General features: G+C 73.6%; 16 protein-coding genes and 1 tRNA gene. 7 read left to right on the top strand and 10 right to left on the bottom strand.

Annotation, left to right across the window (positions count from 1 at the left end; translation table 11 throughout):
- The first annotated feature begins 439 nt into the window (after window positions 1-439).
- The 3 genes from QQY24_RS20020 to QQY24_RS20010 all read left to right on the top strand — a co-directional run bounded on the left by QQY24_RS20020 (window position 440) and on the right by QQY24_RS20010 (window position 2,595).
- Window positions 440-1,660: a helix-turn-helix domain-containing protein gene (locus QQY24_RS20020; protein ID WP_301974064.1), complete on the top strand. Its 1,221-nt coding sequence runs from the start codon at window positions 440-442 to the stop codon at window positions 1,658-1,660.
- Window positions 1,661-1,794: 134 nt separating this feature from the next.
- Window positions 1,795-2,397, top strand: a complete 603-nt coding sequence (gene orn / locus QQY24_RS20015; RefSeq protein ID WP_301974063.1) for an oligoribonuclease — start codon at window positions 1,795-1,797, stop codon at window positions 2,395-2,397.
- A gap of 125 nt (window positions 2,398-2,522) precedes the next feature.
- Window positions 2,523-2,595, top strand: a tRNA-His gene (locus tag QQY24_RS20010).
- 133 nt (window positions 2,596-2,728) lie between these two features.
- Here the strand turns inward: QQY24_RS20010 and QQY24_RS20005 are convergent.
- The 5 genes from QQY24_RS20005 to QQY24_RS19985 form a co-directional block, all read right to left on the bottom strand.
- Complete coding sequence (locus tag QQY24_RS20005) at window positions 2,729-3,784, bottom strand: LacI family DNA-binding transcriptional regulator (protein ID WP_301974062.1); 1,056 nt, start codon at window positions 3,782-3,784, stop codon at window positions 2,729-2,731.
- Between the two features lie 171 nt (window positions 3,785-3,955).
- Entirely contained in the window at window positions 3,956-5,398 is a 1,443-nt protein-coding gene (locus QQY24_RS20000; protein WP_301974061.1) for a GH1 family beta-glucosidase, read from the bottom strand.
- A 211-nt stretch (window positions 5,399-5,609) separates the two neighbouring features.
- Window positions 5,610-6,530, bottom strand: a complete 921-nt coding sequence (locus QQY24_RS19995; RefSeq protein WP_301974060.1) for a carbohydrate ABC transporter permease — start codon at window positions 6,528-6,530, stop codon at window positions 5,610-5,612.
- Window positions 6,531-6,544: 14 nt separating this feature from the next.
- Window positions 6,545-7,528 carry a carbohydrate ABC transporter permease gene (locus QQY24_RS19990; protein ID WP_301974059.1) on the bottom strand — a complete coding sequence of 328 codons (984 nt, stop codon included), beginning with the start codon at window positions 7,526-7,528 and terminating at the stop codon, window positions 6,545-6,547.
- Window positions 7,529-7,834: 306 nt separating this feature from the next.
- Window positions 7,835-9,154 carry an ABC transporter substrate-binding protein gene (locus tag QQY24_RS19985; protein WP_301974058.1) on the bottom strand — a complete coding sequence of 440 codons (1,320 nt, stop codon included), beginning with the start codon at window positions 9,152-9,154 and terminating at the stop codon, window positions 7,835-7,837.
- A gap of 491 nt (window positions 9,155-9,645) precedes the next feature.
- Between QQY24_RS19985 and QQY24_RS19980 the strand changes: the two genes are divergently transcribed.
- Window positions 9,646-10,695 (top strand): LacI family DNA-binding transcriptional regulator, encoded by a 1,050-nt coding sequence (locus QQY24_RS19980; RefSeq protein WP_301974057.1) that lies wholly within the window; start codon window positions 9,646-9,648, stop codon window positions 10,693-10,695.
- A gap of 315 nt (window positions 10,696-11,010) precedes the next feature.
- Window positions 11,011-12,435, top strand: a complete 1,425-nt coding sequence (locus QQY24_RS19975; protein ID WP_301974056.1) for a GH1 family beta-glucosidase — start codon at window positions 11,011-11,013, stop codon at window positions 12,433-12,435.
- A gap of 68 nt (window positions 12,436-12,503) precedes the next feature.
- On the opposite strand, the gene QQY24_RS19970 is transcribed toward QQY24_RS19975, so the two are convergent.
- The 3 genes from QQY24_RS19970 to QQY24_RS19960 all read right to left on the bottom strand — a co-directional run bounded on the left by QQY24_RS19970 (window position 12,504) and on the right by QQY24_RS19960 (window position 16,200).
- A complete protein-coding gene (locus QQY24_RS19970) occupies window positions 12,504-13,946 on the bottom strand; it encodes a cellulose binding domain-containing protein (protein WP_301974055.1) in 1,443 nt (480 codons plus the stop codon).
- A 146-nt stretch (window positions 13,947-14,092) separates the two neighbouring features.
- On the bottom strand, window positions 14,093-15,496 hold the full coding sequence (locus tag QQY24_RS19965; protein WP_301974054.1) for a HAMP domain-containing sensor histidine kinase: 1,404 nt from the start codon (window positions 15,494-15,496) through the stop codon (window positions 14,093-14,095).
- The gene (locus QQY24_RS19960; protein WP_301974053.1) at window positions 15,493-16,200 is read right to left on the bottom strand and encodes a response regulator transcription factor; all 708 of its coding nucleotides are present in this window, start codon (window positions 16,198-16,200) and stop codon (window positions 15,493-15,495) included. Before QQY24_RS19960 ends, QQY24_RS19965 begins: the two co-directional genes overlap by 4 nt.
- A 142-nt stretch (window positions 16,201-16,342) precedes the next feature.
- Between QQY24_RS19960 and QQY24_RS19955 the strand changes: the two genes are divergently transcribed.
- Complete coding sequence (locus QQY24_RS19955) at window positions 16,343-16,864, top strand: hypothetical protein (protein WP_301974052.1); 522 nt, start codon at window positions 16,343-16,345, stop codon at window positions 16,862-16,864.
- 44 nt (window positions 16,865-16,908) lie between these two features.
- Here the strand turns inward: QQY24_RS19955 and QQY24_RS19950 are convergent, their stop codons facing one another.
- Window positions 16,909-17,775: a spermidine synthase gene (locus QQY24_RS19950; protein WP_301974051.1), complete on the bottom strand. Its 867-nt coding sequence runs from the start codon at window positions 17,773-17,775 to the stop codon at window positions 16,909-16,911.
- A gap of 34 nt (window positions 17,776-17,809) precedes the next feature.
- On the bottom strand, window positions 17,810-18,208 hold the full coding sequence (locus tag QQY24_RS19945) for a hypothetical protein (protein WP_301974050.1): 399 nt from the start codon (window positions 18,206-18,208) through the stop codon (window positions 17,810-17,812).
- Window positions 18,209-18,471: 263 nt separating this feature from the next.
- On the opposite strand from QQY24_RS19945, the gene QQY24_RS19940 reads away from it, so the two are divergent.
- A complete protein-coding gene (locus QQY24_RS19940) occupies window positions 18,472-20,037 on the top strand; it encodes a hypothetical protein (protein ID WP_301974049.1) in 1,566 nt (521 codons plus the stop codon).
- The last annotated feature ends 93 nt before the right edge of the window (window positions 20,038-20,130 follow it).

Raw genomic sequence — 20,130 nt, 5'->3', positions numbered from 1 at the left:
CGAGCGTTGCGCCGCGCAAAGAGGCGGACGTCACACCGCAGCGCAGAGACCGGTCAACTGACCGGTTTCCGCGCTCTGGAACGCCTGTTTTCGGCCAACTTCCGGGTACCCCTCCACAGGGGTGCCGACCGCCCTGCAACCCCCGTTCCACCTGCACGGAAAGGGTCGAGGCCGCCCTGCGCACCCTACGCGGTTTGGCCACTGCCACGAGGCGCACTTCCCTACGCGGCCCACGAGTGCAACCCTTCGTGATCGAATGCTTCACGCCAAGTTGTCATGTCGACAATGTGCCGCGTGTCGAACTGGTCACCGTGAGACCGCGGGAGCCAGTAGATTCGATCTTGACTGTCTTACGGCGGGGGACTCGTGCAGGACCGAGGGGAAACGTGCAGGAGCGACACAACCGAGGAGCCGCGACCACCGAGGGGGGCTTAGCAGGATGAGCCACGACTCCACTGCCGCGCCGGACGCCGCGGCCCGGAAGCTTTCCGGGCGACGCCGCAAGGAGATCGTCGCGGTGCTGCTGTTCAGCGGCGGCCCCATCTTCGAGAGTTCCATACCACTTTCGGTGTTCGGGATCGACCGCCAGGACGCCGGAGTGCCGCGCTACCGCCTTTTGGTGGCGGCCGGCGAAGAGGGCCCGTTGCGGACCACGGGGGGCCTGGAACTCACCGCACCGCATGGGCTGGAGGCGATCGCCCGCGCCGGCACGGTCGTCGTGCCCGCCTGGCGCTCGATCACCTCACCACCACCGGAGGACGCCCTCGACGCGCTGCGCAGAGCGCACGAGGAGGGTGCCCGCATCGTCGGGCTGTGCACCGGGGCCTTCGTGCTCGCGGCGGCCGGCCTGCTCGACGGACGCCCGGCAACCACCCACTGGATGTACGCGCCGACACTGGCCAAGCGCTACCCGTCGGTGCACGTCGACCCGCGCGAGCTGTTCGTCGACGACGGCGACGTCCTGACCTCGGCCGGCACGGCCGCGGGCATCGACCTGTGCCTGCACATCGTGCGGTCGGACCACGGCAACGAGGCGGCCGGCGCGCTGGCCCGCCGCCTGGTGGTCCCGCCGCGCCGCAGCGGGGGCCAGGAGCGCTACCTCGACCGGTCTTTACCGGAGGAGATCGGCGCCGACCCGCTCGCGGAGGTCGTCGCCTGGGCACTGGAGCACCTCCACGAGCAGTTCGACGTGGAGACGCTGGCGGCGCGCGCCTACATGAGCCGCCGCACCTTCGACCGCCGGTTCCGCTCGCTCACCGGCAGCGCGCCGCTGCAGTGGCTGATCACCCAGCGGGTGCTGCAGGCACAGCGGCTGCTGGAGACGTCGGACTACTCCGTGGACGAGGTGGCGGGCCGGTGCGGCTTCCGCTCGCCGGTCGCGCTGCGCGGGCACTTCCGCCGCCAGCTCGGTTCCTCCCCCGCCGCCTACCGGGCCGCCTACCGGGCCCGCCGGCCGCAGGGCGACAAGCACGCCGACCAGGACGTCCCGGCGATCCAGGCGGGGCAGGCCGGCGCACTCTCCGGCCTGCCCGGGCACGGACCGGTGGGCGCCCCGCCCACCGTGCTGCACCCGGAGCGGGACGGCGGCGTGCCGATGCAGAGCCGCCGCCAGCCCGCGGGCGCGGTGAGCCTGCTGCCGGGACCGCGCAGCGGTTCGTGACGCACGGGAACGGAAGAGGGCGACGGAGGGGACGGAGGACGACTCCGCCCCCTCCGTCCCCGCCCCGGTGACCGTACGCCGACAACGTTGCACGTCCGGCCCGGCGCGGGACGGCGCGCCGTAAGGTGAGACACATGAACGATCGCATGGTGTGGATCGACTGCGAGATGACCGGCCTCTCGCTGTCCGACGACGCGCTCATCGAGGTGGCCGCCCTCGTCACCGACTCCGAACTGAACGTGCTCGGCGACGGGGTGGACATCGTCATCCGTCCGCCGGACCGGGCGCTGGAGACGATGCCGGAGGTGGTGCGCCGGATGCACACCGCGTCCGGACTGCTGGAGGAGCTGGCCGGCGGCACCACGCTGGCCGACGCCGAGGAGCAGGTCCTCTCCTACGTCCGGGAGCACGTCAAGGAGCCCGGCAAGGCCCCGCTGTGCGGCAACTCCGTCGGCACCGACCGCGGTTTCCTGCTGCGGGACATGCCGGCCCTGGAGGGCTACCTCCACTACCGGATCGTCGACGTGTCCTCCATCAAGGAACTGGCCCGGCGCTGGTACCCGCGGGCGTACTTCAACAGCCCGGAGAAGAACGGCAACCACCGCGCCCTCGCCGACATCCGCGAGTCGATCGCGGAGCTGCGCTACTACCGCGAGGCCGTCTTCGTCCCGCAGCCCGGCCCCGACTCCGAGACCGCCAGGTCGATCGCCGCCAAGCACGTCCTGCCGGCCCGGTAGGCACCCGGGGCCCGTCCGGGGCGGCCGGGACACCCGCACGAAAACCTGTGCACGAGCACCCCGCCGGACCCTGTAGACTTCTTCTCGGCCGGTCGGGGAGGGCACTCCTCGGGCCACCGGTCATGGTGGGTGTAGCTCAGCTGGTAGAGCACCTGGTTGTGGTCCAGGATGCCGCGGGTTCGAGTCCCGTCACTCACCCAGGATGATCAGCCGGTGCCCCCGTCGCGAGACGGGGGCACCGGCTGATCCGTTGTCACGGCGGGTGCGGCCCGCCGGCGCGGGACCTCGCCGCCGGAGCGCGGGCGGAAGGCCGCGCGCCCCGTGGCCCCCGTCACGACGACGCCCGCGTCACCAGTTCCGTGGGGAGCACGGCGTGCCGCCGCTCCGGGCTGGGCGAGGCCGTCGGGCGGCTGTCGGCGATCTCCGCGAGCAACAGGTCGATCATCGCGCGGCCCATCCCCTCGATGGGCTGGCGGACGCTGGTCAGCGGCGGGTCCATGTGGCGGGCTATGGCCGAGTCGTCGTAGCCGACCAGGGCCACGTCCTCGGGAGTGCGGCGGCCGGCCTCGCGCAGCACCTGCCGGGCGCCGGCCGCCATCACGTCCGAGCCGGCGAAGACCGCGTCCAGGCCCGGGTGGCGCTCCAGCAGGGCCGTCATCGCCCGTCGGCCGCCCTCCTCGGTGAAGTCGCCCTGCGCGATGAGGAGTTCGTCCACCTGCTGACCGGCGTCGCGCAGCGCGTCGCGGTAGCCGGCCAGGCGCATCTGGGCGCCGTAGACGTCGAGACGGCCGGTGATGTGGGCGATCCGGCGCCGGCCCCGCTGCAGCAGGTGCTCCACGGCCGAGCGGCCGCCGCCGTAGTTGTCGGAGTCCACCGAGGTGAGGGTCTCCCCGGCCGACCGGGGACCGCTGATCACGGCCGGGATCTCCAGCTGGGCCACCAGGTCGGGCAGCGGGTCGTCCGCGTGCACGGACACCAGCAGCACCCCGTCCACGCGGTGCGCGGCCAGGTACTGGGCCAGGCGGCGGCGTTCGCGGGCGCCGCCCGCGAAGATCAGCACCAGTTGCATCTCGGTCTCGGACAGTCCCGCGCCGACCCCGCGCAGCATGTCGGAGAAGTACGGCTCGGCGAAGAAGCGGGTCTCCGGCTCGGGGACGACCAGCGCGATCGCATCCGTGCGGTTGGCGGCCAGCGCACGGGCCGCGGTGTTGGGGACGTAGCCCAGTTCCGCGACCGCCGCCTCCACGGCCGCGCGGGTGGCGTCGCTGACCCGGGGCGAACCGTTGATCACCCGGGAGACGGTGCCGCGGCCCACACCGGCCCGGGCGGCGACCTCCTCCAGGGTCGGCCGCCGGCCGCCCCGGCCCCGCCCACCGTTGACCGCCATAGTCGCCGCCTTCCGTTCACCGCCCTCAGGTCAGGAATGTAACAGCCGTGGCCCTTGCCCCATCCGCCCCGTCCTGCCTCCCCGGGACGGACCCCTTGCCCGGCCGGTGCCGGGGAAGAGCGCGGCGGGGCGCGGCCGGTGTCACGGCCGCGCCCCGCCACCGCACCGGTCTCAGGCCGGCAGGGCGTTGTCCCGGATCACCCCGGCGTACCAGTGGGCGCTCGCCTTGGGGATGCGGCGCTGGGTGGGGTAGTCCACGTAGACGGCGCCGAAGCGCTTGGAGTAGCCGTAGGACCACTCGAAGTTGTCCAGCAGGGACCACAGGAAGTAGCCCCGCACGTCCGCCCCGTCGGCGATGGCCCGGCGGACGGCGTCCAGGTGGGAGTGGAGGTAGGCGATCCGCTGGGGGTCGTTGACCCGGCCCTCGGGGGAGACGTAGTCGTCGAAGGCGGCGCCGTTCTCGGTGACCATCAGCGGCAGCCGCGGGTGCGAGGCCGCCAGGCCGGTCAGCAGCGTGTGCAGTCCGTCGGCGTCGATCGCCCAGTTCATCGCGGTCAGGTCGTCGTTGGCGAGGTGGAAGGCGATGTGTTCGGAGCCGGTCCACGGGGAGTGGTCGCTGGCGCCGTGGCCGTCGTTCCTGGTGCTGCCGGTGCCGTCGGCGGGCAGGGAGACGACGGTCGGCGAGTAGTAGTTGACGCCGAGCAGGTCGATGGGGCGGGAGATCTCCGCGAGGTCGCCGTCCTGCACCAGCTCCGCCCAGTCCACGAGGTGGGCGGTGTCGGCGAGCAGGTCCTCCGGGTAGGCGCCGTCCAGGATCGGGCCGGTGAAGATCCGGTTGCCGACCGCGTCGATGCGGCGCGCGGCCTCGGCGTCGCCGGGGCCGTCGGTGAGCGGGCGCACCTGGTGCAGGTTGAGGGTGATGGAGGTCTGCGCGGACGACGGCAGGACCGCGCGCAGCGCCCCGATGGCCTGGCCGTGGGCCAGGTTCAGGTGGTGCGCGGCGCGCAGGGTGGCGGCGGCGTCGGTGCGCCCGGGGGCGTGCACGCCGGAGCCGTAGCCGAGGAAGGCCGAGCACCAGGGCTCGTTGAGGGTGGTCCACACGCCGATCCGGTCACCGAGGGCGCGGGCCATGATGCCGGCGTACTCGGCGAAGCGGTGCGCGGTGTCGCGGTGCGGCCAGCCGCCCGCGTCCTCCAGTTCCTGGGGCAGGTCCCAGTGGTAGAGGGTGGCGACCGGCGTGATGCCGGCCTCCAGGAGCTCGTCGGTGAGGCGGCGGTAGAAGTCCAGGCCGCGCTCGACGGCGGGGCCGCGGCCGGTGGGCTGCACGCGGGACCAGGAGACGGAGAACCGGTACGCCTTCAGGCCCAGGTCCTTCATCAGGGCCACGTCGTCGCGGTACCGGTGGTAGTGGTCGGCGGCGATGTCACCGGTGTCGCCGTTGCGGACCTTGCCGGGGGTGTGGCTGAAGGTGTCCCAGATCGAGGGGGTGCGGCCGTCCTCCGCGGCGGCGCCCTCCACCTGGTAGGCGGCGGTGGCGGCACCCCAGACGAAGCCGGTCGGGAAGGAGGTGCCCGATGCCTGCTGGGCAGTGGTCTCGGGTCGTACGGCGGTCATGTGAGAACGCTCCCAAAGTGGCGTGAGAAAAGGGCGACGGCGGACGGTGGGTCCGGCGGCGGACGGTGGGCGGCGCGGTGTGCGCACGGGGCCGGCGCGGGACCGGGCCGGGCGGGCCGGGAACGGCGGCGCCCGGCCCGGGGTGCGGCCCGCCCGGGGCGGCCCCGGAAGGCGGGGGCGCCCCGGGCGGGCCGCACGGGGCCCTGGCGGGTCAGCCCTTGACCGCGCCCGCCATGATGCCGCCGACGATCTGCTTGCCGAAGACGACGAAGACGAGCAGCAGCGGCAGGGTGCTGATCAGCGCTCCGGCCATGACGATGCTCTGGTCGGGGGTGTAGGAGGCGCTGAGCTGGCCGAGGGCCACCTGGATGGTGGGGTTCTCCTGGTTCAGCGCGAGGAAGGGCCAGAAGAAGTCGTTCCACGCCTGCACGAAGGTGAGCATGCCGAGCACCATCATCGCGGGCCGGGCCACGGGCAGGACGACGTTCCACACGATGCGGATGTTGCTCGCCCCGTCCACCTTGGCCGCCTCGATCAGCTCGTACGGCAGGGCCTCCAGCAGGTACTGGCGCATGAAGAAGACGCCGAAGGCGCCGACCAGGGTCGGGAAGATCACCGACTCCAGCTTCCCGCCCCACCCGATGTCCGACATCATCATGAACAGCGGGACGACGCTGAGCTGCGGCGGGATGGTCAGGGTGGCGATGACCGCGGTCATCAGCACCCCCCGGCCGCGGAAGCGCATCTTCGCGAAGGCGTAGCCGGCCAGCGTGCAGAAGAAGAGGGTGGCGGCGGTGATGCAGCCGGCCACGATCACGCTGTTGACGATGGCCTTCCCCAGGTGGGCCTGGTCCCAGGCCGCCTGGAGGTTGCTCCACAGCCTGCCGCCCGGCAGCAGCGGCGGCGGGCTGTCCAGGACCCGCTGCTGGTCGTGCGAGGCGGCCACCAGCGTCCAGTAGAGCGGGAAGATCGAGCCCAGGCCGACGACGATCAGGGCGGCGTAGGTGAACGGGCCGCCCCTGAGCTGCTGGCCGGCGCCGATGCGGAAACGGCCGCGGCCCTTGCCCGGAGCGCCGGCGAGCGGCGCCGGAACGAGGCCCGGCACGGTCTTGGTGGGACTGGTCGTGGTCATCGATGTCGCTCCCGTCAGGCCGCGTTCTTGCGCACGAACCGGCCGACGATCCAGTTGATCAGGGCGATGAGCAGCAGCAGGACGAGCATGGCCCAGGCCACGGCCGCCGCCGGACCCAGGTGCCCCAGCTTCCAGCCGTAGTTGAAGAGGTAGATGCTGAGCGTCTCGTACTGGTGCTCGCTGCCGCCCGTGGAGCCGAGCGTGCCGCCCTGCAGCAGCAGCGGCTCGCCGAACAGCTGCATGGAGCCGATGGTCGAGATGACGATGGTGAACAGGATCGTCGGCCGCAGCGAGGGGATGGTCACCTTGCGGAACTGCTGCCAGCGCGTCGCCCCGTCGATCGAGGCCGCCTCGTACAGGTCGGTGGGCACCGCCTGCATGGCGGCCAGGTAGATGAGGGCGTTGTAGCCGGTCCAGCGCCAGATCACGATGATCGAGATGGCGATCTTGGAGGTCCACTCGCCGTTGCCCCAGTCGGTGTTGCCGACGCCGAAGAAGTGCAGCACCCAGTTGAGGATGCCGCCGTCGGCGCGGAAGACGAGGGCGAAGACGAGGGCCGCGGTGGCCACCGAGGTGGCGTACGGGGTGAGGATCACCGTCCGCCAGAAGGTGCTGGCGCGCAGCTTGTAGTTGAGCAGGTGGGCCAGGCCCAGGGCGACGAGGAGCTGCGGGACGGTGGAGACGACGCCGATGACGAAGGTGTTGACGACGGCCGTCCAGAACTCGGAGTCCTGGAGGATCCTGGCGAAGTTGTCCCAGCCGACCCACTGGGACTGGTCCAGGCTCGTCATCTCCACCCGGTGCAGGGCGATCCACCCGGTGTAGAGGAGCGGGTAGAGCCCGAAGGCGCCGAAGATGAGGAAGAAGGGGGCGACGTAGGCGTACGGCGACGCCTTGTCGTCCAGGCGCCACAGCCGGGCGCGCCACGGATTCGGCGCGGTACCGGTGCCGCCGAGCGGCGGGGTGTGGGCACCCCGTGCGGGGGTTGTCGTTGCCACGGAGGGAGTCCTTCCCTGGAGGTCTCGGCCGGGTTGGGGGCGGGAGGCGAGTTCGGGCCGGGTCGGTCCCGCCGCTCCCTGCGCGGATCGGTGCGGTGTCGAGCGGCCCGCGCGGCCCGACGTGCGTGTGGGGCGGAACCCGGCCGCCGGGTCCCGCCGGGTCGTGCGCCGCCGTACGGCGCGGCGCCTCCGCCTCCCGCACGGACCCGTGCCGGACGGCGCGTGCCCGCCGGACGCCGGGCGCGGACGGCCGCCGCGCGCGGGCGCGGTGCGGGCGGCCGCCGGGGCCGCCCGCACCCGGGGTGTCTAGCCGATCGCCTTGTCGATGGACTCGGTCGCGGCCTTCCACGCGTCGGCGGGCTTGGTGCCCCGCTGCTCCATGTTGTTGATCTGGTTGGAGATCGTGTCCTTGATCACCGCGTCCTTCGCGCCGAGCACCGCCTCGGGGATGGACTTGGCCTCCTCGGCGTAGATCTGGCCGATCGGGGCGTCGCTGAAGTACGGGAGCTTGGCGTTCTTGACGCTGGCCAGCTCGTAGGCGCCCTTGTTGGACGGGAAGACGCCGATCGCCTTGAACACCTCGGCCTGCTGCTCCGGGGCGGTCAGCCACTTGACCAGGTCGGTGGCCTCCTTGACGTGCTTGCCGCCCTTGGGCACGGCGAGGAAGGAGCCGCCCCAGTTGGCCGCGGTCGAGCCGGGCGCGCGGGAGATGTCCCACTTGCCCTTGTAGGCGTCACCGGAGTTCGTGGAGATCTGGCCGGCCATCCAGGCGGGGCAGGCCACGGTGGCCACGGAGCCCTTGCGCAGCGCCGCCGTCCAGGCGTCGGTGAACTGGGGCAGGCCCTGGGACAGCTTCTTGGAGGCGGCCTCGGCGGCCAGGTCCCAGCCCTGCTTCACGGACTGGCTGTTCTTGTAGACGGGCTTGCCGGAGGCGTCGTAGTACTGGTCGGCGGAGGAGCTGACGACCGCGTTGTACATGGCGGAGGCGGAGTCCATGAAGTAGGTGCCGGAGGGCGCCTTCTTCTTGTACTGCTCGCCGAGCTTGAGGTAGTCCTCCCAGCCGCCGGCGACGGCCTTGGCGACGGCCTCGCGGTCGGTGGGCAGGCCTGCCTTCTCGAAGAGGTCCTTGCGGTAGCACAGGGACATCGGGCCGATGTCGGTGCCGGCGCCGATGACCGTGCCGTCCTTGGCGGTGGCCTGCTTCTCCTTCCAGGACACCCAGTCGTTCACGTCGATCGTCTTGCTGAGGTCGGCGAACTTGCCCGCCTGGGTGTCCACGACCTCCTTGATGCGCCCGACCTCGATGCCGGTGACGTCCCCGAGGCCGCTGCCCGTGTTCAGCTGCTGAAGGAGCTTGGGGTAGTAGTCCTGCTCGTTGGCGGTGGTCTCTTCCTTGACCGTGATCTTCGGGTGCAGCTTGTGGTACTTGGCGAACAGGCCGGCTTCCTTGTAGCCGAACTGCCCGTAGTCGGCCACCGTGAGGGTGATGTTCCCATGGGCATCCGAGTTCGAGTCGCCGTCGTCGCTGCTGCAGCCGGTCAGCAGCAGGGCCGAGGCCGTCAGGACCGTTGTGGTCACGGCCGCTGCCCTGCGGCCGTGACCGCCGCCGGTACGGGTGATGCGCATTCCACTACTCCTTGTTCCAGTGGGAACGGGACCTCAGGAATCAGACCGCCGGATGCGACGGTCCGGACCTGCCCTCTCGGTTCGAGCAGCGGCCAGCCCACAGCACGCGACGTGCGGTGAAGAGGTGCTGGTCAACGGTGTGCCATGCAAGGTGGAGGGGAGGGCCGTCGGGTGTTTCGGCCACACGGGAGAGAGCCCCGGTCACCCCGTGGGACCGCTCCCACGCGGCATGCCGGAAGACTCGTTGCTGCCGGGCCGGGTGTCAAGACTTGAAAACGGCGTTGTTGCGCAAGTGTGTTCCGCACGTCACGCGAACGTGTCGCGCGGCGAGCCGTCACCGGCCGGCCATCCGCTCGTCTCGTACAGGATTTACGCAGGTCACGGCCAGGTCAACCAAGACGGTGCAACAACCGCACCCCTCGGCACAGCGGTTGCCGGATTTTCTGGGCCAGAATGAAGCGCCCCCCGCACGGACCGCCGGAAGGTGAACGATGAGCCCAGCCGAACAGCCGCAGCCGCACAGGACCGCGGACGTCCGGCGCCCGACCCTGAACGCCGTCGCCGCCCGCGCCGGCGTCGGCCGGGGCACGGTCTCCCGGGTGATCAACGGTTCCCCGAAGGTCAGCGACCGCTCCCGGGCGGCCGTCGAGCGGGCGATCGCCGAACTCGGCTACGTCCCCAACCGCGCGGCCCGCTCCCTGGCCACCCGCCGCACGGACTCGGTCGCCCTCGTCGTGCCGGACGCCGAGACCCGGCTCTTCTCCGAGCCGTACTTCTCGGGGATCATCCTGGGCGCGTCCGCGGGACTCGCCGGCGCGGGGATGCAGTTGCTGCTGGTCCTGGCACGCGACGAGAAGGAGTACGGGCGGCTCGCCACCTACCTCGCCGCGCAGCGGGTGGACGGGGTGCTGATGATGGCGGTCCACGGCGACGACACGCTGCCCGACCGGCTGGACGAGCTGGCCGTGCCCACCGTGCTGGCCGGGCGGCGCAGCGACCGGGAGCGGCTGGGGCACGTCCGCGCGGACAACCGGGGCGGCGCCCGGGTCGCGGTCGAGCACCTGCTGGCGGGGGGCCGCCGGGCCATCGGCACCATCACGGGCCCGCTGGACATGGACGCGGCGCAGGGCCGCCTCGACGGCTACCGGGAGGCGCTGCGGGAGGCGGGGGCCGCCGCCGGCGAGGAACTGGTGGCGCGCGGCGACTTCACGGAGGAGGGCGGGCGCGCGGCCATGCGGGAACTGCTGCGCCGCAACCCGGGGCTCGACGCCGTCTTCGCCGCCTCCGACGTGATGGCCTCCGGCGCGATGCTGGAGCTGCGCGCGGCGGGCCGGCGGGTGCCGCGCGACGTCGCCCTGATCGGCTTCGACGACTCGATCGTGGCCCGGCACGTCGATCCCCCGCTGACCAGCGTCCGCCAGCCGCTGGAGGAGATGGGCCGCACCATGGCGAGCCTGCTGCTGGACGAGATCGCCCACCGCGGCACCGGCCACCGGGAGGTGGTGCTGCCGACGGAACTGGTGGTGCGCGAGTCGGCCTAGGGACCCCGTTCGCACTCCGCCGGGCCCGGGGGTCCCGGCACCGGCCCCCGCCGTGTCGTCACCGGTTGCCACGGCTCCGCCGTGACGCCCTCCCCCGCCCCGCGGTGCACGGCACCGCTCCCCGCTCCCCGCTCCCCGCTCCCCGCTCCCCGCTCCGGCACGGTGCCACCCCGATGCACTCCGATACGTCCCGATGCGTCCCGATGCGGGCAAAACACCCAGCGGTCGGCGCGACCTCCGTGTCCTGCGGGCCCCCTTGGGTGTGGGAGCGCTCCCATGCATAATGGGGCCCACTCGACTCGTGGGAGCGATGCCATGTCCGAACCGATGACCGTGTCCTTCCCTCCCGCGTTCCTCTGGGGCGCGGCGACCTCCGCCTACCAGATCGAGGGCGCGGTGCGGGAGGGCGGCCGCACCCCCTCGATCTGGGACACCTTCAGTCACACGCCGGGCCGGACGGCCGACGGCGACACCGGTGACATCGCCGTCGACCACTACCACCGCTACCGCGACGACGTCGCCCTGATGGCCGAGCTGGGCCTGACCGCCTACCGCTTCTCGGTCTCCTGGCCGCGCGTGCAGCCCACCGGCCGGGGCCCCGCCGTGCAGGTGGGCCTGGACTTCTACCGCCGCCTGGTGGACGAGCTGCTCGCGCACGGCATCAAGCCGGCCCTCACCCTCTACCACTGGGACCTGCCGCAGGAGCTGGAGGACGCGGGCGGCTGGCCCGAGCGGGACACCGCGCTGCGGTTCGCCGAGTACGCGCGGCTGGTCGGCGAGGCCCTCGGCGACCGGGTGGAGCACTGGACCACCCTCAACGAGCCCTGGTGCAGCGCCTTCCTGGGCTACGGCTCCGGCGTCCACGCCCCCGGCCGCACCGACCCGGTGGCCTCCCTGCGCGCGGCGCACCACCTCAACCTGGCGCACGGCCTGGGCGCGCAGGCGCTGCGCTCGGTGCTGCCGGCCGGGACCTCCGTGGCCGTCAGCCTCAACTCCCAGGTGGTCCGCCCGCTGTCGCGGCACCCGGCCGACCTGGCGGCGGCCCGGCGGATCGACGACCTGGCCAACGGCGTCTTCCACGGCCCGATGCTGCACGGCGCCTACCCGGCCACCCTGCTGGAGGACACCTCGCCGCTCACCGACTGGTCGTACGTCCTGGACGGGGACCTGAAGCACATCAACCAGCCGCTGGACGCGCTGGGCCTCAACTACTACACGCCGGCCCTGGTGTCGTCGGCGCTGACGGCGCCGACGGGCCCGCGCGCGGACGGCCACGGCAGCAGCGCGCACTCGCCGTGGCCGGGGGCGGACGACGTGGCGTTCCACCAGACGCCGGGCGACCGCACGGACATGGGCTGGACGATCGACCCGGACGGCCTGCACGAGCTGATCACGCGCTACAGCCGGGAGGCACCGGGCCTGCCCCTGTACGTCACGGAGAACGGCGCGGCCTACCCGGACAAGGTGGACGACGACGGCCGCGTGCGCGACCCCGAGCGCGTCGCCTACCTGCACGGCCACCTGTCGGCGGTCCGCCGGGCCATCGCGGACGGGGCGGACGTGCGCGGGTACTACCTGTGGTCCCTGCTGGACAACTTCGAGTGGGCCTACGGCTACGGCAAGCGCTTCGGAGCGGTGCACGTGGACTACGCGACGCTCGCCCGCACCCCGAAGTCCAGCGCCCGCTGGTACGGGGAGGCGGCCCGCACGGGGACGCTGCCGCCGGTGGGGTCCGTGTAGCGGACGGCGGGACGGCGCCGGGCGCGGCACCCCCGGTCAGGAGTGCCGCGCCCGGCGCGCCGTGCGGGTCAGCTGAAGGCGCCGAAGGCCTTGGCGAAGGCGTACTCGTCCTGGGTGACCGAGCTGCAGGTGGCGTCGGCGGTGGGCTTGGTGCCGCCGTCGCACTGCTTGTCGCGGGTCGCGGACCACATGGAGAGCCAGCCGAGGCCCTTGGACTTGGCGAAGTTCACCAGCTGGGTGGCGTCGTCGACCTTGAAGACCTCCGTGGAGACGTCGTTGACGCCGATCATCGGGGTGACCGCGACGGCCTTCCAGGCGGCGGAGTCGGACAGCCCCAGCACGCTCCTGACCTGCGCCTGGGTGGCGGTCGCGGCCTGCTCGGCGTAGGTGCCCATGTCACCGCTGTACGAGGCGCCGTAGTCCATCGCCATGATGTTGACGGCGCCGATCCGCACGCCGTTGGACTTGGCGTTGGCCAGCAGGTTGACGCCGTCCTGGGTGAGGCCCTCGGGCATCACCGGCAGGGTGAAGGAGACGTCCAGGTCCGGGTGCTGCGCCTGGAGCTTGGCGATGGCCTGGGCGCGGCGGGTGTTGGCGGCCGTGTCGGGCAGGGCGCCGCCCTCGACGTCGAAGTCGACCTTGGTCAGCTTGAAGGCGTCGACGGCCTTGCCGTACGCCGCCGCCAGCGCGTCCGCGGAGGAGCAGGTGGTGGCCAGCTCGGAGCCGGAGGCGCCGCCGAAGGAGACGCGGACGTCGCCGCCCTTGGCGCGCAGGGCGCCGATCTGCGCGGCCACGGCGTCGCCGGTCAGGTCGGTGACGCCGCCCCACTTGGGGGTGCAGCCGCCGCCGTCGGTGAGGAAGGCGAGGTTGTAGGTCTTGACGCCGGTCGCGTCGGCGGCGGCCAGGAGGTCGAAGGCCGGGTACAGGGAGGTGTCCACGTAGGGGGCGAAGCCGGCGGAGGCCGTGGTACCGGTCCCGGTGCTCCCGGTGGGGGTGGGCGTCGCGCCCTGGCCCGGGGTGGGGGGCACGGTGGGGGTGGGCGTCGCCGAGTCGGTGGGACGGCCGCTCGGCTCGGGGGTGGCACCGTCGTCGGCGGAGCACCGGGCGCCGTCGACGCGGCAGCCCGTCGGGTCGCCGCTGCCGTTGACCACGAAGCCGACGGTGACGGACTTGCCCGCCGCGAGGCCGTCCGTGTCCCACTTCGCGGGCTTCACGGTGACGTGCTGACCGCTCACGCTCGACTCGGCGTTCCACAGCGAGCCGAGCCTGGTGCCCGCGGGCAGGTCGAACTCCAGCGTCCAGGTCTTCTCCGCCCGGCCGCTGTCGTTCGTGACGACGTACTGCGCGCTGTAGCCCGTCGACCAGTCGCTGGTCCTCGTGTACGCGGCGCCGATGCCCGCGGCCTGCGCGGTGCCGGTCAGCAGGACCGCGCCGCCACCGGCCACCGCGGCGGCCACCAGACCGCCGATCGCCTTGTTCCTGCCACTGATCCTGCGCCGGTGGGTGCTCATGGGCGTGCCTGCCTTCGCTGTTCACGGGGGTTCACAGGGGGGACGCGGGGAGGGTTTCCGGCCCTGTGGGATGCGGCAGCACGCTAGCGATCCGGAATCGGGCAAACGGCTTGATAGGGACGGCCGTCGCAGACCTTATGGTGCGCTTAAGGAAGGGATCGGGGGCGGTTAAAGGTGGAGGCCAATTTGCCCGGTCGGCGCCTGCGCACCGCCCCCCGGTGTCCCCGGCCCGCCGGCTTGCGCCCGTCCAACTGGATCCAGACGCGCACCTCGGTCCCGCCGAGCACCGAGGAGCCGATGCGGACGTCCCCGCCGGTGGACTCGGCGAGCCGGCGCACGATGTCCAGGCCGAGCCCGGTGGAGCCCGCGCAGCCGGAGCCGCGGCCGCGGGCCATCGCCGCCTCGGGGTCGGGTATGCCGGGGCCCGCGTCGGAGACCAGCACGATCACCGCGTCCTCGGCGTGGTGCACGTCGACCGCGAAGGCGGTGCCCTCGGCGGTGTGCCGGAAGACGTTGCCGAGCAGCGCGTCCAGGGCGGCGGCCAGGTCGGCGCGGGCCACGGGTATGCGCACCGGCCGCTCCACGCCGGCCACCCGCCACTTGCGGCCCTCGTCCTCGGCGAGCGCGGACCAGAACCCCATGCGCTCGCGCACCACTTCGGCCGCGTCGCACCCGGCACCGGGTCCGGCGGCGACCGTCTGCGGTTTGGCCTCCCGGGCGGTGCGGATGATGGTGTCCACCTCCCGCTCCAGCTGGGCGACGGCCGCCCGGGTCTGCTCCGCGGCGGGTCCGGCGCCCAGGGAGGCCGTGTTCAGCCGGAGCACGGTCAGCGGGGTGCGCAGCCGGTGCGAGAGGTCCGCCGCCAGTTCGCGTTCGTTGGCGAGCAGTTGGACGACCTGGTCGGCCATGGAGTTGAACGCGACCGCGGCGAGTCTGAGTTCGGTCGGCCCCTCCTCCGGTACCCGGGCGCCGAGCTCACCCTCGCCCAGTTCGTGCGCGCCCTCGACCAGCCGCCGGGCGGGCCCCACCATGCGCACCCCGAGCCGGTCGGCGACCGCGACCGAGCCGACGATCAGTGCCAGACCGACGGCGGCGAGCACCGCCCAGGCCGTGCCCACGCCGTGGGTCATCGCGGACTCGGGGACGTAGACCTCCACGACCGCGATGGTGCCGGAGCTGAGCGCGACCGGCTGGAGCAGCGTGGAGCCGCCGGCGACCGGGGTGGTGGAGGCGCGGCCCATGCTGCGTACGGCCCGGACGTCCTGCTCGTCGGCGCGCCGCCGGCCGAGGTCGAGGGCGGGCCGGCCGTCGGCGGCGGGCACGTGCACGGCCATCCCGGAGTCCGCGCCGGCCGCGGCCACCACCCGCTCCAGCTGGTCCCGGTCGGTGGTGATGGACAGGGCCGGGGCGACCGCGGCGGCCTCCCGCTCGGCGCCCGCGAAGGCGCGGTCGCGGGCCATCTCCTTGACGACCAGGCCGAGCGGGACGGCGAAGGCGACCACGACCATGGTGGTGACCGCCAGGCAGACCTTGACGAGGGCCCACCTCATCGCGCCGGCTCCCCCGCCCCGGGCGGCTCCAGCTTCACGCCGACACCCCGCAGGGTGTGCAGGTAGCGCGGCCGGGCCGCGGTCTCCCCCAGTTTGCGGCGCAGCCAGGACAGGTGGACGTCGATGGTCTGGTCGTCGCCGTAGGACTGCTGCCAGACCTCGGCGAGGAGTTCCTTGCGCGGGACGACGACCCCCGGGCGGCCGGCGAGGAAGGCGAGCAGGTCGAACTCCCGGCGGGTCAGGTCCAGCCGGACGCCGTCGAGTTCGGCCTGGCGGCGCAGCGGGTCGACGGTCAGGCCGCCGACCCGCAGCACCGAGGAGGGCGGGGCGTCGGCACCGGTGGAGCGGGACCGGCGCAGGACGGCCGCCATGCGCGCGGACAGGTGCTCGACCGAGAAGGGCTTGGTGAGGTAGTCGTCCGCCCCCGCGTTCAGCAGCCGGACGATCTCCGCCTCGTCGTCCCGGGCGGTGGCGATGATGACGGGCACGTCGGTGAGGCCGCGCAGCATCTTCAGCGCCTCGGAGCCGTCCAGGTCGGGCAGTCCGAGGTCCAGGATGACCACGTCGAATCGGAAATGGGCGACCTCGCGCAGCGCCTCCAGTGCCGTGCCGACGCTGCGCACGGTGTGCGAGGCGTCGGTGAGGTGCCGGATGAGCGCCGAGCGTACGAACTGGTCGTCCTCGACCACGAGCACACTTGCCATGCGCCGCACCGTACGCCATGCGGGCGGACCGTTCGCGGCCCTGTGGACAACTCCGCCGCTGTGGAGAACGCTCGGCGGCCGACGGGTGGTGACGGGACGTCGGCGGGACACCCCGCGGGACGGGTGGGGCAGGATGGTCCCGATGCGCAGAGGACTCGTACACGTACTGGCGTGGCTGCTCGCGACGGGCGCGGCGGTCACGCTGTCGTGGTGGGGCGTGCACACGGTGATGGCGGGGACGGTGTACGACCCGCCGCGCGCCCTGCCGGTCACGGCGGCCGACGCGACCACGCAGGGTTCCAGGCCGATGGCGTCGCCGTCCCCCCGCCCGTCGCCGTCCGGGAGCCCGGAGAGGAGCCCGTCCCCCAGTCCGCCGGCGCCCGCGCCCCCGCGCGCGCCGACCCCCGGCGCCACTTCCCGGCCGAGCGCGTCCACCGCCTCCGGCCGGGTCAGGGCCTACGCCACCGACGGCGGCCGGGCGGTCTTCGACCTGGGCCCGGCCGACGCGACGCTCGTCTCGGCGACGCCGGGGACCGGCTGGTCGATGCAGGTGTGGAAGACGGAGAGCTGGATCCGGGTGGAGTTCAGCAGGGGCACCGGCCGGGTGTCGGTGTTCTGCACCTGGCACGACGGCCCGCCGCACGTGGAGGTGGTCACGTACTGAGCCCGTCCGGCGCCCCGGCCCGGCGGCGCCCGGGCGGCTGCCGTTCAGCGGAACACCGAGGGCGGCGGGGTCGGGGAGGCGACGGCCGTCTCGTCGGTGACGGGCACGGCGCCGCCGGCGAAGTCCGTGAGCCGCCTGCCGTGTTCGACGCGGGCGGGGTGCGGGTCGGAGGCGGCGCGCCGGGTGAGTTCGGCGACCGGGAGCGGCAGACCGGAGGCGGCCAGGACGGCGTTGCCGAAGCGTTTGCCGCGCAGCACGGCCGGGTCGGCGACCAGGGCGAGTTCGGGGAAGCGGGCGGCGGCGGTGGCGATCTGGCCGCGCAGGTGGGCGAGCGGGGGGCCGTCGGCGAGGTTGGCGGCGTAGACCCCGGAGGGCTTCAGGGCCCGGCGGACCTCGTCGAGGAACTCGGTGGAGGTGAGGTGGGCGGGGGTCCGGGCGCCGCTGAAGACGTCGGCCACCACCAGGTCGGCCCAGCCGTCGGGCACCTTGGCCAGGCCCGCGCGCGCGTCGGCGGACCGCACCCGGACACGGGCGTTCGGGTCCAGCGGCAGTTCGCGGCGGACCAGTTGCACCAGGCTCGCGTCACGCTCGACCACCTGCTGGGTGGAGCGGGGCCGGGTGGCAGCGACGTACCGGGCGAGGGTGAGGGCGCCGCCGCCGAGGTGGACGGCCCGCACCGGCCCGCCGGGCGGGGCGACGAGGTCGATGACGTGGCCGAGGCGGCGCTGGTACTCGAAGGAGAGGTGGGCCGGGTCGTCGAGGTCGACGTGCGACTGAGGGGCCCCGTCGATCAGCAGCGTCCAGGCCCGCGCGCGGTCCGGGTCGGGCACGAGCTGTGCGAGCCCGCCGTCGACCGCTTCCTCCACGGCCTCGGCGGACGGCCCGCGCCGGTTGTTCCTGGACCTGCCCATCGGACCATTTTCGCAGGTGCTCCGGCCACGTGCGTCACCGGCAGCCGTCGGCCGCCTCGATCAGCCGGGCCGCCTCCCCGAGGGCCCGGCGCAGCACCGCCGGGTCGGTCGCGGCGTCGGTCTCGCCGGGCGGCAGCAGCCAGTCCGAACCCTCGACGGGCGGCTCGGGGTGCAGCCGCAGACCGCGTCCGTCGGTCCCGGTGCACGTGCTCCCCGGTACGTCCCAGCAGGCGGCCGTGCCCGCCGGCACCAGGAAGCCGAGGGTGTCACCGCCGTCGTGCAGGACCGGGCCCACCGCCTCCCCCGCCCCGCGGCGCAGGATGTCGACCGCCTCCAGCCCCTGCCGGGCCGGCACCGTCACCAGATCGCACGCCGTGCCACCTCCCTCCGCCGACGGCGCCGTAGGAGGGAAGTTGCCCTGGCTGGTCTCCATGCCGGCCTCCACCACGCTGCCCTGTTGCAGTCCGTGGAGTCCAACGCGCCACCGCGTCAACGGCTACGGCGCGCGTGCCCCGCAAAGGATGGCATTTCATGGCGGATCGTGGGGGAGATATCCGTTTTGCAGCCGAACCCTGCGTGGCGGACCCGGCACAGCGGGTACGTTCGTGCCCGCCGGAACCGGGGCGTCACCGGGACTCCCCCCGACTCCACCCCGGATCCGGCATGGTTCGACGGTTCGCACGAGAGGACCCGGCCATGGCGTCGTCAACGCAGACCTCGTCACAGCCCGAACGGCCGTTCCGGCCGAACCTCGCCTTCCGGCGGCTGCGCGGCCACCGTTCACCGGCGGAGTTCGCCGCGCTGGTGCGGCGGGCCGCCCACGAGATCGGTGAGCGGGTCAGCTGTGACGCGCGCTACGTCGGCCGGGTCGAGGCGGGTGAGATCCGCTGCCCGAACTACGCGTACGAACGGGTGTTCCTGCACATGTTCCCCGGTCGCACGCTCACCGACCTCGGCTTCGCGCCGCGCTCGTCCGTGCGCGGACGCGGGGCGCGCACGGCGGCCGGCGTCCCGCCGGCACCCGCCGCCGGCGGGACGCGGGGTGCCCGCGAGCCGTACGGCACCGGGGAGGAACACGACCGGCGGAAGGAGCAGGACCGGGAGAACGCGCAGGACCGGCCGGGCCGGACGGACCGGCACGGCCCGCAAGCCCCGTACGACCCGTGCGGCGCCCGTGGCACGCGGGCCCCGCACGGCACGCACGAGCCGTGTGAGAACGGCCCCCCGAACCACGAGGAGAGCGACGTGCTGCGTCGCGCATTCATGACCGGCGGAGGCGCCACGGTGGCCGCCGCCACCCTGGGCCCGCTCGGGTTCACCACCGACGCCGCGGCGGCCCGGCAGCCGCGCCGCGCCGGCACCTCCGAGGCGGCCGTCCTGGAGGAGGCCGTCCGCCGCATCCGGCTGCTCGACGACCGGCACGGCGCGGACGGCCTCTACCGGCGCGCGGCGGTTCCGCTGCGCGCCGCCTACGCGCTGCTGGACGCCGGCGCGACCCGGCAGACGACCGCCGAGCGGTTGCACTCGGGCACCGGTGAACTGGCCATCTCCGTGGGCTGGCTGGCCCATGACTCCGGCCGCTTCGACGACGCCCGCTCGCACTACGCGGAGGCGCTGGCCACGGCCCGGCTGACCGGCGACGCGGCGCTGGAGGCGCACGCCTTCTGCAACACCGCGTTCCTCGCGCGCGACACCGGCCGCCCCCGCGAGGCGGTGCGCGCCGCCCAGGCCGCCCAGCGCGCCGCCCGCCCCCTCGGCTCCCACCGCCTGATGTCCCTGCTCGCGCTGCGCGAGGCGGGCGGCTGGGCGGGGCTCGCCGACCGCACCGGCTGCGAGCAGGCGCTCGTCCGGGCGCAGGCCCTCTTCGAGCGGGGCCACTGCGACGCCGACCCCGAGTGGATGAGCTTCTACGGAGCGGCCGAGCTGGCGGGGCTGGAGGCGCAGTGCTGGTCCACCCTGGGCGACTGGCGCCGCGCGGCGCGCCACGCCCGCCGCGCGGCCCACCTGCAGGACCCGCACTTCACCCGCAACATCGCCCTCTACACCGCCGAACTGGCCGACGACCTCGCCCGCGGCGGTCACCCCGACGAGGCGGCGTCCGCCGGACTGCGGGTCCTGGACCTCCTGGCCCAGGTGCAGTCCTCCCGCATCCAGACGATGCTGGCGACGACGGCGCGGGTGCTGCTGCCGCACCGGCGGGTGCCGGGCGTCTCGGAGTTCCTCGCGAGACACGCCCGCGGTCCCCGCACGGCCGCCGTGTGAGCGGGGCCCCCGGTACGGCTCCCCGGCGCTGTGACCGGAAGGGTTCACCGGCTCGCTGCGCCCGGCACGGCACCTCGCCGCGTCGTCGCACCA

Origin of the sequence: Streptomyces sp. TG1A-8 (genome assembly GCF_030499535.1) — a bacterium.
Classification (GTDB): Bacteria; Actinomycetota; Actinomycetes; order Streptomycetales; family Streptomycetaceae; genus Streptomyces.
This window is presented reverse-complemented; position numbering and strand designations above follow the sequence as displayed.

Coding starts and splice junctions, on each gene's coding strand:
- QQY24_RS20020 (WP_301974064.1), top strand. CDS start 440: ATGAGCCACGACTCCACTGCCGCGCCGGACGCCGCGGCCCGGAAGCTT.
- orn (WP_301974063.1), top strand. CDS start 1,795: ATGAACGATCGCATGGTGTGGATCGACTGCGAGATGACCGGCCTCTCG.
- QQY24_RS20005 (WP_301974062.1), bottom strand. CDS start 3,784: ATGGCGGTCAACGGTGGGCGGGGCCGGGGCGGCCGGCGGCCGACCCTG.
- QQY24_RS20000 (WP_301974061.1), bottom strand. CDS start 5,398: ATGACCGCCGTACGACCCGAGACCACTGCCCAGCAGGCATCGGGCACC.
- QQY24_RS19995 (WP_301974060.1), bottom strand. CDS start 6,530: ATGACCACGACCAGTCCCACCAAGACCGTGCCGGGCCTCGTTCCGGCG.
- QQY24_RS19985 (WP_301974058.1), bottom strand. CDS start 9,154: ATGCGCATCACCCGTACCGGCGGCGGTCACGGCCGCAGGGCAGCGGCC.
- QQY24_RS19980 (WP_301974057.1), top strand. CDS start 9,646: ATGAGCCCAGCCGAACAGCCGCAGCCGCACAGGACCGCGGACGTCCGG.
- QQY24_RS19975 (WP_301974056.1), top strand. CDS start 11,011: ATGTCCGAACCGATGACCGTGTCCTTCCCTCCCGCGTTCCTCTGGGGC.
- QQY24_RS19970 (WP_301974055.1), bottom strand. CDS start 13,946: ATGAGCACCCACCGGCGCAGGATCAGTGGCAGGAACAAGGCGATCGGC.
- QQY24_RS19965 (WP_301974054.1), bottom strand. CDS start 15,496: ATGAGGTGGGCCCTCGTCAAGGTCTGCCTGGCGGTCACCACCATGGTC.
- QQY24_RS19960 (WP_301974053.1), bottom strand. CDS start 16,200: ATGGCAAGTGTGCTCGTGGTCGAGGACGACCAGTTCGTACGCTCGGCG.
- QQY24_RS19955 (WP_301974052.1), top strand. CDS start 16,343: ATGCGCAGAGGACTCGTACACGTACTGGCGTGGCTGCTCGCGACGGGC.
- QQY24_RS19950 (WP_301974051.1), bottom strand. CDS start 17,775: ATGGGCAGGTCCAGGAACAACCGGCGCGGGCCGTCCGCCGAGGCCGTG.
- QQY24_RS19945 (WP_301974050.1), bottom strand. CDS start 18,208: ATGGAGACCAGCCAGGGCAACTTCCCTCCTACGGCGCCGTCGGCGGAG.
- QQY24_RS19940 (WP_301974049.1), top strand. CDS start 18,472: ATGGCGTCGTCAACGCAGACCTCGTCACAGCCCGAACGGCCGTTCCGG.